9 protein-coding genes and 1 pseudogene are annotated in these 10816 nt (G+C 72.4%); all 10 read right to left on the bottom strand.

Annotated elements, in window-relative coordinates; genetic code table 11:
• On the bottom strand, nt 1-744 hold a 744-nt coding region (locus ABD067_RS08190), incomplete at its 3' end, for an OmpH family outer membrane protein (protein WP_343894732.1).
• Between the two features lie 16 nt (nt 745-760).
• The gene (bamA, locus tag ABD067_RS08185) at nt 761-3103 is read right to left on the bottom strand and encodes an outer membrane protein assembly factor BamA (protein WP_343894731.1); all 2343 of its coding nucleotides are present in this window, start codon (nt 3101-3103) and stop codon (nt 761-763) included.
• A 121-nt stretch (nt 3104-3224) separates the two neighbouring features.
• Complete coding sequence (gene rseP, locus ABD067_RS08180; RefSeq protein ID WP_343894730.1) at nt 3225-4361, bottom strand: RIP metalloprotease RseP; 1137 nt, start codon at nt 4359-4361, stop codon at nt 3225-3227.
• Nucleotides 4362-4374: 13 nt separating this feature from the next.
• Nucleotides 4375-5574, bottom strand: a complete 1200-nt coding sequence (gene dxr / locus ABD067_RS08175; protein ID WP_343894729.1) for a 1-deoxy-D-xylulose-5-phosphate reductoisomerase — start codon at nt 5572-5574, stop codon at nt 4375-4377.
• Nucleotides 5571-6458, bottom strand: coding sequence for a phosphatidate cytidylyltransferase (locus tag ABD067_RS08170; protein WP_343894728.1), 888 nt, complete (start codon nt 6456-6458; stop codon nt 5571-5573). Before ABD067_RS08170 ends, dxr begins: the two co-directional genes overlap by 4 nt.
• Complete coding sequence (gene uppS, locus ABD067_RS08165; RefSeq protein WP_343894744.1) at nt 6442-7116, bottom strand: polyprenyl diphosphate synthase; 675 nt, start codon at nt 7114-7116, stop codon at nt 6442-6444. The genes ABD067_RS08170 and uppS overlap by 17 nt, the downstream gene beginning before the upstream one ends.
• Nucleotides 7117-7210: 94 nt before the next feature.
• On the bottom strand, nt 7211-7783 hold the full coding sequence (frr, locus tag ABD067_RS08160; RefSeq protein WP_343894727.1) for a ribosome recycling factor: 573 nt from the start codon (nt 7781-7783) through the stop codon (nt 7211-7213).
• 48 nt (nt 7784-7831) lie between these two features.
• Entirely contained in the window at nt 7832-8569 is a 738-nt protein-coding gene (gene pyrH, locus ABD067_RS08155) for a UMP kinase (protein ID WP_343894726.1), read from the bottom strand.
• Between the two features lie 106 nt (nt 8570-8675).
• Nucleotides 8676-9611 carry a translation elongation factor Ts gene (gene tsf / locus ABD067_RS08150; RefSeq protein ID WP_343894725.1) on the bottom strand — a complete coding sequence of 312 codons (936 nt, stop codon included), beginning with the start codon at nt 9609-9611 and terminating at the stop codon, nt 8676-8678.
• A gap of 331 nt (nt 9612-9942) precedes the next feature.
• A pseudogene (rpsB, locus tag ABD067_RS08145) lies at nt 9943-10734 on the bottom strand (30S ribosomal protein S2); the annotation flags it as partial.
• Nucleotides 10735-10816: the final 82 nt, after the last annotated feature.

Below are 10816 nucleotides of genomic sequence, written 5' to 3'. Positions count from 1 at the left end.
CTCGCCGCCGCCCGCCGCGGCTTCCGGCGGGATGGTGACGCTGCGCAGCGCGCGGTTGAACTGCTGCGAGACCTCCGCCGTGAGGTCGAACGGCGGCTCGTTGAAGATCACCAGCGGGCGCGGCAGCACCATGTTGACGCTGCGGCTGGCCGCGACCTGGCGGATGACCGTGCCGAGCGCCTGCTCGATCTCCACCAGCGCGCCTTGCGCCACCTGCTCGATGGCGCGGGAGCGCTCGCGGAAGATGCGCTGGCTTTCGGTGATGCGGTCCTGCAGGTCGCGCTCGCGCTGGCGGAGCTGCTCGGGCGGGATCCCGGCGCGCTGATTGGCGAGTTGCTGCTGCTGTTCGCGCCAGTTGTTCTGTTCGCGCTGGAGGTCCTCGTTGAGGCGCTGGCGGCGGCGCTCGATCTCTTCGCGCACCTGGTTGAAGGCGGCCGAGTCGCGCTGGATCTCCGGCACGTCCACCACGCCGATCACCGGCGTCGGCGGCGGTTGGCCCGGCGGCAGCGGCTGCGCTTCGCGGCGCGCCGCGGCTTGCGGCGGCCGCTGCTGCTGTTGCGGGCGTTGCTGCTGCTGTTGTTGGCCCTGCTGCTGGGCGGGGCGTTGCCCCTGCTGGCCCTGCCCTTGGCCCGGCACGAACCATTCCTGGTTCTGCTGGGCGGCGGCGGGCGCGGCGGCCAGGAGGAAGGCGCAGACGACGGCGAGCCGGGCGCTGCGGGGTGCGGGGGCGCGCTGTGCGGGCATGGACTGGGTTCCGGGATCAGAATCGGGTGCCGAAGCCGAAGCGGAAGACCTGCGTTTCGTCGTAGGACTTCTTCACCACGGCCTGGGCCAAGTCGATGTTGATGAGGCCGAACGGGCTGCGCCACGAGATGCCGACGCCGGCGCCGACCCGCGGGCTGGCGTCGTCCGCGACCCTGACATCGGCGGTGCTTTTTTCGGACTGCGACAGCGAGCCGACATCCACGAAGGCACGGCCGATCAGGCCCAGCTCGGCCGGGAGCGGCAGCGGGTAGCGCAGCTCCGTGCTCTGGGTCCAGATGAAGCGGCCGCCGAGCGAGTCGCGGGTGTTGAGGTCGCGCGGGCCCGCGCCGGCGATGCGGAACCCGCGCAGGTTTTCGCCGCCTAGGAAGAACCGGTCCACGATCCGGTCCTCCTTGCCGAACAGCGTTTCCAGGTAGCCGATGCTGCCCGACAGCGAGAGCACGTAGTCCGGGTCGCCGAAGTAGGCTTCGAGCGGGATGAAGTAGCTGCCGTCCAGCCGGGCGCGGATGTAGGCGGCGTCGCCGCCGAGGCCCGCGAAGTCGGTGCCGAGGCGCAGCACGCCGCCGCGGCGCGGGTCGATGATGGAGTCGCGGAAGTCGTAGGAGATGGTCTGCCCGATCTGCGACAGCAAGGTTTCGCCCTGCTGCTGCCGCACGAAGCGCGACGCGTTCTGCGAAACGTCGAAGATCTCGCGGTTGGTGAGCGTGTAGGCCCAGGTCTGGCGCAGCCGTTCGTTGAAGGCGTAGCCCGCCCGCACCGCGAAGCCGGCGCGGCGCTCGCGGTAGTTGGCGATCGCGAGCAGGTTCCGCTGGATGTAGAAGAGGTCGAAGCCGGCGGCGAGGTTGCGGTCGAGGAAGGCCGGGTCGGTGATCGAGAGGTCGACCTGGCTCCGCCGCTGCGCCAGCGTGCCGTTGATGCGGGCGTCGATGCCGGTGCCGAGCAGGTTGCGCTCGCGCAGGCCCACGTCCGCCAGCGCGCCCGCGTCCGTCGAGTAGCCGCCGCCGAGCGACACCTCGCCGGTGGCGCGCTCCGTCACCTGCGTGTTCAGCACCGCGCGGTCGGGCGCCGAGCCCGGCGCGGAGGTGACCTGCACGTCCGAGAAGTAGCCCAGGTCGCGGATGCGCTGGCGGGAGCGGCGGATCTGCGCGGCGTTGAAGGCGTCGCCTTCGGCGATGCGGAATTCGCGGCGGACCACCCGGTCCTGGGTCCGCGTGTTGCCGGTGATGTCGATGCGTTCGACGAAGACGCGCGGCGCCTCGTTCACCTCGAAGGTGAGGTCAACGCGGCGGCTCTCGCGGTCGCGCTGGATGCGGGGCTGCACGTCCACGAAGGGGAAGCCGCGGAGGTTCACCGTGTCCTGCAGCGACTGCGACACGCGCTCCACAACGTCGCCGTCGTACCAGTCCCCCTCTTCGACCCGAACCAGCCCGCGCAGGCTTTCCGCGTCGAGATTGCGGATGTTGGAGACCACGTCCACCTTGCCGACGCGGTACCGGGGGCCCTCGTCCAGCGTGTAGGTGACGAAGAAGCCGGTCCGGTCCGGGGCCAGTTCGGCGGTCGCGCCGCTGATCTGCACGTCGGCGTAGCCGCTGCGGAGGTAGAAGCGGCGGAGCAGCTCGCGGTCGAAGGACAGGCGGTCCGGGTCGAACTGGTCGGAAGACGAGAAGATCCGGTACCAAGCCTGCTCCTTGGTGGCGACCACCTCCTTGAGCCGGCTGTCCGAATAGGCGCGGTTGCCCACGAAGTTGATGCGCGCGACCAGCGCCGCCTCGTTCTCCTGGATCTCGTAGACGACGTCCACGCGGTTCTGCTCGAGCTCGATGAGCTTCGGCTCCACCACCGCGCCGAAGCGTCCGCGGCGCGCGTACAGCTCCACGATGCGCTGCCGGTCGGCCTGCACCGCTTGCGGCGTGTACACCGAACGGGCGCGGAGCTGGACCTCGCCGCGCAGCACGTCGTCGCTGATCTTGCGGTTGCCCTCGAAGGCGACGCGGTTGACGATTGGGTTCTCCGCCACGTCCACCACCACGCGCCCGCCGTCGCGCGCGATCCGCACGTCGCGGAACAGGCCGGTGGCGTAGAGCGACTTGAGGCTGCGGTCGAGCCGGTCGGCGTCGAAGGCGTCGCCGGGTTGCAGCAGCATGTAGGAGCGGACGGTGTCCGCCTCGATGCGCTGGTTGCCGCGCACCTCGATCTCGCGGACGACGCCCTCCGCGCCCGCCGGGGCCGGGCGCGCGGCCCGCGTCGGGCGGTTCTGCGCCGCCGCCGGGTCCGAGGCGACGGCCGGGAGCGAGAGTGCGGCGGAAGCGATCAGCAGCGCTCGGAGGGTGGGGTGCAAGGTCTACGCCGTGGTTGTGTGGTTCCCGGCCAAGCGGGCGGCGCGGACCATAGCGGCGGCCCGGCGGCGCGCCAACCGCCGCCGGCGCGGCCCTCCGGATGTCCGTCCGCGGCTGTTGCCCTCAGCCCACGAGGCGCGCGACGAACCTGCCTATGGTGCCGTGGACGATGTCGTTCCACGACACCAGCAGGAACAGGGTCGCCAACAGCGCGAAGCCGGCGCGGTAACCGTACTCCTGCGCCCTTGGCGGCAGCGGCCGGCCGCGGATCGCTTCCAGCGCGTAGAAGACGAGGTGGCCGCCGTCGAGGAGCGGCACGGGGAACAGGTTGAGCAGGCCGAGGCTGACCGAGAGCAGCGCCATCAGGGTGACGAGCGGCGCGAGGCCGAGCGACGCCGCCTCGCCGGACACCTCCGCGATGCGGATCGGCCCGCCGAGGTCGCGGGCGCTGCGCTGGCCGGTGAGCATCTCGCCAATGCTGGTCAGCGATTGCCACGTCACGTCGATGGCCTGCGACACGCCGGCGGCGAGGGCCGGCCCGAAGGACAGGCGTTCCAGCCGCGCGGCGCCGCCCTGGATGCCGAGCACGCCCGTTGTCGCGCCCCCCGGCCCTCCTTCGCGCGCGTCCGGCGTGACGGTCAGCGAGCGCTCGCCGGAGTCCCGGGCGACGCGGATCTCGATCGGCTGGCCGGCGCGGGGCTGCACGTGGCGCTGCACCTGCTCGAAGCGCGACACGCGCTCGCCGTCGAGCGAGAGGATCTCGTCGCCGACGCGCAAGCCGCCGCGCTCGGCGGCCGACCCCTGGACCACCATGCCGACCGTGGTGTTGCCGACCGGGCGGCCCACCGACATGGCGAGCCCTGCGAAGAGCAGCACCGCCAGCAGGTAGTTCGCCACAGGCCCGGCCGCGACCACGATGGCCCGGTCCCTGACGGGCTTCTCGTGGAAGGTCTGGCCGGGGCGCCAGGAGGCGCGCGTCGCCTCGTCCGTCTCCTCCGGCACCTCCTGCCCGTGCAGCTTCACGTAGCCGCCGAGCGGGAGCCAGCCCAGCCGCCATTCCGTGCCGCGGCGGTCCGTGCGGCGCCACACCGGCCGGCCGAAGCCGATGGAGAAGGCGTCCACGTGCACGCCGCGCCAGCGGGCGGCGAGGTAGTGGCCCATCTCGTGGACGAAGACCAGGACGCCGAGCACCAGCGCGAAGGCGATGAGGGTGCGCGGCAGGGCCGGCAGCAGGTTCCAGCTTTGCGCGATCAGATCCAAGACCGGGTCCTCCTCAGGCCGCCGCGCGCCGCGCCGCCAGCCCCGCGGCTTCGCGGCGCGCTTCGGCGTCGAGCGCCAGCACGTCGTCCAGCCCGCCCACCGCGCGCGTCCCGAACAGGCCGAGCGCCTCCTCCACCACCGCCGCGATGTCGAGGAAGCCCAGCCGGCGGTCGAGGAAGAGCGAAACGGCCACTTCGTTGGCGCCGTTCAGCACCACCGGCGCGCCGGCGCCGGCCCTGAGCGCGTCGCGCGCGAGGCGCAGCGCCGGGAAGCGGACCGGATCGGGCGGCAGGAACTCCAGCCGGCCGAGCGCGGCGAGGTCCAGGCGCGGCAGCGCCACCGCCATGCGGCCGGGCCAGGCCAGCGCGTGGGCGATCGGGGTCCGCATGTCGGGGGTGCCGAGCTGCGCGAGGACGGAGCCGTCGGCGTACTGCACCAGCCCGTGCACCGCGGATTGGGGGTGCACCAGCACCTCGATCCGGGTTTCCGGCACCGGGAACAGGTGCGCGGCCTCGATCAGCTCCAGGCCCTTGTTCATCATGGTGGCGGAGTCGATGGAGATCTTGGCGCCCATCTTCCAGACCGGGTGGCGCAGAGCGACCTCGGGCGTGACGGCGCGCATCTCGGCCGGCTCCATGGCGCGGCAGGGGCCGCCCGAAGCGGTCAGCACGATCTTCTCCACCATCGCCGTGTCGCGCAGGTCGAGCGCCTGGAAGATGGCGTTGTGCTCGGAGTCCACCGGCAGCAGCGTGGCGCCGGAGCGGCGGGCGGCGGCCAGCACGATCTCGCCGGCGCACACCAAGCTTTCCTTGTTGGCGAGGGCGAGGATGCCGCCCCGGTCCAGCGCCGCCAGCGTGGAGCGCAGGCCGGCGGCGCCGACGATGGCGGCCATGGTCCAGTCGGCGGGCCGGGCCGCGGCCTCGACCACCGCGTCCGCGCCGGCCGCGGTTTCGATGCCGGTGCCGGCCAGCGCTTCGCGCAAGGCGCCGTGCGCGGCCGGGTCGGCGACCACGGCCAGGCGCGCGCCGTGCCGGCGGGCTTGGGCGGCGAGCGCGGAGGCGTCGCTGCCGGCCACCAGCGCCTCCACCGCGAAGGCGCCCGGCGAGGCCGTTTCCAGCAGCGCGAGGGTGCTGCGGCCCACCGAGCCGGTGCTGCCGAGCACGGTGATCCGGCGCGGAGGGCCGTCGGCGGGGGCGGGGTGGAGGGGCGTCACCGCCACAAGGCCTCCCCCGGCCCCAGCAGCACGCCGAGGACGGCGGCGGCGGGGGCGGCGGCGAGGACGCCGTCCAAGCGGTCCAGCAAGCCGCCGTGACCGGGGATGAGGCTCGAAGAATCTTTCACGTCGAAGCGTCGCTTGATCCAGCTCTCGAAGAAATCGCCCGCTTGGGCCAGCACGCCGATGCCCCCGGCGACCAGCAGGACGCGGCCGGTGGGCGCCGGGGTTCCGGCCACCGCCATGACATAGGCCGCCCCGGCGCCCACCGCCACCGCCGCCAGCAGGCCGCCGGCCGCGCCCGACCAGGTCTTGTTCGGCGACACCGACGGAGCGAGCTTGGGCCCGCCGAGCAAGCGCCCGGCGGCGTAGGCGCCGATGTCGCTGGCCCAGACCGTGAAGAACAGGAACAGCACGTTCAGCCGGCCGGCCGAGGCGTCGCCCCGGAGGTGGATCAGCGCCACGGCGGCGAGGCCGATGTAGAGCACGCCGAAGCCGAGCCAGTTGCCGGCCGGCCCGCCGCGGGTCGTGGAAGGGCCGCTGATGGCGCTCACGAGCACAGCGCCGCCGCAGAGCAGGGCGACGGACGCCAGCCATTGCGCTTCCACCGCGAGGGTGCCGGCCGCCAGCACGGCGACCGGAACGCCGATGCCGGGCAGGCGCCGGGTCGAATAGCCGCAGAGCCGGACCCACTCCCAGGCGAGCACCGCCGCGGCGGCGGCCATCAGCGCGGTCCAGGCTTCGGCGCCGAGCCAGACGCACAACAGCGCCGCCGGCGCCAGCAGCGCGGCGGACAGGACCCGCTTGCGGAGGTCGCGCCACCGGGCGCCGGAGGCGCCTTTGGGCGTTGCCGCGGCTGGGCCGGCCTCAACCGACGCGCGCACCGTACCGACGCTCCCTTTGCGCGTATTGCTGGAGGGCGTCCGCGAGGTGCCCGGCGCCGAAGTCGGGCCAGAGCACGTCCTGGAAGACGAACTCGGCGTAGGCCGCCTGCCATAAGAGGAAGTTGGACAAGCGCTGCTCGCCGGAGGTGCGGATGATGAGGTCGGGGTCCGGCATCCCCGCGGTGGCGAGGTGCGCGGCGAAGCCGGCCTCGTCCAGCCCGGCGGGCTCCAGCCGGCCGGCGGCGGCGGCGGCCGCGGCGGCGCGCGCGGCGGCCAGGATCTCGGCCCGGGCGCCGTATGACATGGCGACGGTGAGGTTGAGGCGGGTGCCGTTGGCGGTGAGTTCTTCCGCCCTTTCCATCTCGCGCACCAATTCGGGGCCGAAGCGGGCGCGTTCCCCGATGACGCGGAGGCGCACGCCGTCGCGCACCAGGGCCGCGACCTCCGAGCGCAGGTAGAATCGCAACAGGCCCATCAGGCCGGTGATCTCGTCCGCGGGCCGGAGCCAGTTCTCCGAGGAGAAGGCGAAGAGGGTCAGCCATTCGACCCCCTGCTCCACCGCCGCTTCCGTGGCGCGGCGCGCGGCTTCGGCGCCGGCTTTGTGGCCGAGCGCGACGGGCAGGCCACGGGCCTGCGCCCAGCGCCGGTTGCCGTCCATGATGATGGCGACGTGGCGGGGCGTGGCGCCAGGGGGCGCGACGAGCGGCGCCGGAGAGGAGGCCAGGGACACGAGGGTGATCGTCCGCCGCGGATCAGACCTGCCGGATGTCCTTTTCCTTCTCGGACAAGGCGTGGTCCACCGCCTTGATGAACTGGTCGGTCAGCTTCTGGACCTCGTCCTGGGCGCGGGCGGCCTCGTCCTGGCTGAGGGGCGCCTTCTTGTCGCGCTCCATGCCTTTGATCTGCTCCATGCCGTCGCGGCGGACGCCGCGCACGGCGACCCTGGCGCCTTCGGCGTATCTGTGCGCGGTCTTGATGAGGTCGTTCCGGCGCTCCTCGGTGAGGGGCGGCAGCGGCACGCGGATCACTTGGCCTTCGGCCTGCGGGTTGAGGCCGAGCCCGGAATCGCGGATCGCCACCTCGGCGGCCTTGGCGACCGATTTGTCCCAGACCTGCACGGACAGGAGGCCCGGGCCGGCGACGGAGATGTTGGCAACCTGGTTCAGCGGCTGCACGGTGCCGTAGGCCTCCACGCGGATCGGCTCAAGCAGCGCCGGGCTGGCGCGGCCGGTACGCAGCCCGCTGAACTCCTTCCTGAGCGTCTCCATGGCGCCTTCCATGCGCCGCTGGAGATCCGCCTTCAGTGCCTTCAGATCGGCCGCCATGGCCCTTCTTCCCTTGTGATACCCGCGCCGGAATGGCCGGCGCGGCCGCTACTCCGGCGCCCGTTCCTGCTCAAGCACGGTGGTGAAGCGGCCCTCGCCCTTCATCACCGCGGTGAAGGCGCCGGGCTCGTGGATGTTGAACACGATGATGGGCAGGTGGTTCTCGCGCGCCAACGAGATCGCCGCGGCGTCCATGACGGCGAGGTCGCGCGACAGCATGTCGAGGTAGGTGAGCGTGGTGTAGCGCTCGGCCGCCGGGTTCTTGCGCGGGTCGGCCGAGTAGACGCCGTCCACCTGCGTGCCCTTGAGCAGCGCGTCGCAGCCCATCTCGGCCGCGCGGAGCGCCGCCGCGGTGTCGGTGGTGAAGAACGGGTTGCCGGTGCCCGCGCCGAAGATCACCACCCGGCCCTTCTCCATGTGCCGGATCGCCCGGCGGCGGATGTAGGGCTCGCTGACCTGGGCCATGGCGATGGCGCTCTGCACCCGCGTCGGCACGCCGGCCTTCTCCAGGGCGGATTGCATCGCCAGCGCGTTCATGACGGTGGCGAGCATGCCCATGTAGTCGGCCTGGGCGCGGTCCATGCCGGCCGCGGCGCCGGCGATGCCGCGGAAGATGTTTCCGCCGCCGATCACCAGGCAGACCTGCACGCCCAGGCCCACCACGCCCCGCACGTCCTCCGCTATGGCGCGGCAGGTGGCGGTGTCGAGGCCGTAATCGCGCCCGCCCATCAGCGCCTCGCCGGACACCTTGAGCAGAACGCGCTGGTAGCGCAGCTTGGTTGCCATTTGTATCCTGAGGGGTGATCGGCCGGGGGTGCCGGGAGCGGCCGCACAATAAGCGCCGGGGCCCGCCCGCGGCAAGGCCGCAGGCGGGCCGGCGGCGCCCCCCGGCTCACCCGCCCGGCGGCGGCGTCTGCTGTGTCCCGGCGGCGGCCGCGACCTCGGAGGCGAAATCCGCGCCTTGCGGCTTGTCTATACCCTCGCCGAGCTGGAACCGGGCGAAGCCGGTGAGCTTCACGCCGGCCTTCTGGGCGACCGCCTTGACCCGGCTTTCGCCGTCGTGGACCCAAACCTGCTCCAGCAGCACCACCTCCTCGTAGTACTTGCGGATGCGGCCCTCGACCATCTTCTCTATGATGTTCTCGGGCTTGCCGCTGCCGGCGGCCTGCTCGCGCAGCACGGCCTTCTCGCGCTCCAGGGCCGCCGGGTCCACGGCGGAGGTGTCGAGCGCCTCCGGCCGGGCGGCGGCGACGTGCATGCCGACCTGCCGGCCGAGGGTCTCCAGCGCGTCCAGCTCGCTCGCGCCCTCGACCGCCACCAGCACGCCGATCTTGCCGAGGCCCGGGCGCGTGGCGTTGTGGACGTAGGTGGCGACGACACCTTGCGGCACCTGGAGCCGCTTGGCGCGGCGGATGCTCATGTTCTCGCCGATGGTGGCGATGAGGCGGGTCAGCTCCTCGCCGACGCTGTGGCCGGCGCCCAAGAAGGGAGCGGCGCGGAGGGCCTCGATGTCATCGCCGGTTTCCAGCGCGATCTTCGCCGCCTGCTCCACGAAGGCCTGGAACAGCTCGTTGCGGGCGACGAAGTCGGTTTCGGCGTTCACCTCCACCATCGCGGCGGCTTTGTCAGCGCTGGCGACCCCGACCAAGCCTTCGGCGGCGACGCGGCCGGACTTCTTGGCAGCGGAGGACAGGCCCTTCTTGCGGAGCCAATCGATGGCGGCCTCGATGTCGCCGCCGTTCTCGCCCAGGGCCTTCTTGCAGTCCATCATGCCGGCGCCGGTCTTCTCTCGCAGGTCGCGGACCATCGCGGCGGTGATCTCGGCCATTGCCGTGTGTCTCCTCGTGGCATTCGCGCCGCCCGGTCGGCTGGACGAAGGGGGGCGCGCTCGATCTCGGAACGGGGCGCGGCGGGCGGGGCCGTTCCCGGCCCCCGCCCGCCAGCGGATTTCCTAGCGCGGGAGGGCCGCCGGCGTATCAGCCCGCGCGGTTGCCGTCGTCCTCGTTGTTCTGGACCATTGCTTCCATGGACTCGCGGTCCACGCCGACGGTCGGGCTGGCCTGGGCGGTCGGCAGGATCGGGCCGGCGGCGACGGAAGCGCCGCCCAGGTTCGGCGGGACGCTCTCCTGGAAGATGCCGACGCCGCCGGTCGAGGACACGTCCGCGGGGGATTCGGGCAGCGCTTCCTCGCCTTCCGGCGGCAGGGCGTCGGCCTCGACCGCCACCTCCTCGGCGGCGCCGATGTCCACGCCGGAGGCCTGCAACTCGGCCGAGATGCCGTCGAACACCGCGCCCGCCACCATGTCGCAGTAGAGGTTGATGGCGCGGATGGCGTCGTCGTTGCCCGGGATCGGGAAGGCGATGCCCTGCGGATCGGCGTTGCTGTCCACCACCGCCACCACCGGGATGCCGAGCTTGTTGGCCTCCTCGATGGCGAGCTTCTCCTTCACCACGTCGATGACGAAGATGATGTCGGGCAGGCCGCCCATGTCCTTGATGCCGCCGAGCGCGCGGTTCAGCTTGTCGCGCTCGCGCGTCAGCATCAGGACCTCCTTCTTGGTGAGGCCCTGGATGTTGCCGCCGAGTTGCTCCTCCATCTGCTTCAGGCGCTTGATTGAGCCGGTGATGGTCTTCCAGTTGGTCAGCATGCCGCCGAGCCAGCGGTGGTTGACGTAGTACTGGCCGCAGCGCGTCGCGGCATCGGCCACGTACTCGGCCGCCGCCTTCTTGGTGCCGACGAAGAGCACGCGGCCGCCGGCGGCGACCACGTCGCGGACGGCGCGGAGCGCGCGGTCCATCAGCGGCACGGTCTGCTGGAGGTCCAGGATGTGGACCTGGTTGCGGACGCCGAAGATGTACGGCGACATGCGCGGGTTCCAGCGCCGCGTGTGGTGGCCGAAGTGGACGCCGGCTTCGAGGAGCTGGCGCAGGGAAACCTGTGGCATCGCCATGGGTGGCGCGGTCCTTCCTGGTGGTCCGGTTGAAACCTCCGCGGCGCTGACCCGGGGCGGCCCCGGGACCGGACCCTGCCGT

The organism is Craurococcus roseus, from assembly GCF_039523795.1.
GTDB classification, from domain to species: Bacteria; Pseudomonadota; Alphaproteobacteria; order Acetobacterales; family Acetobacteraceae; genus Craurococcus; species Craurococcus roseus.
The sequence above is the reverse complement of the archived record's forward strand: the minus strand, read 5'-3'. Positions and strand labels throughout refer to the sequence as shown.

Excerpts from the sequence above, each read along its gene's own strand:
- pyrH (WP_343894726.1), bottom strand. The coding sequence starts at position 8,569 with ATGGCAACCAAGCTGCGCTACCAGCGCGTTCTGCTCAAGGTGTCCGGC.
- tsf (WP_343894725.1), bottom strand. The coding sequence starts at position 9,611 with ATGGCCGAGATCACCGCCGCGATGGTCCGCGACCTGCGAGAGAAGACC.
- frr (WP_343894727.1), bottom strand. The coding sequence starts at position 7,783 with ATGGCGGCCGATCTGAAGGCACTGAAGGCGGATCTCCAGCGGCGCATG.
- uppS (WP_343894744.1), bottom strand. The coding sequence starts at position 7,116 with ATGGACGGCAACCGGCGCTGGGCGCAGGCCCGTGGCCTGCCCGTCGCG.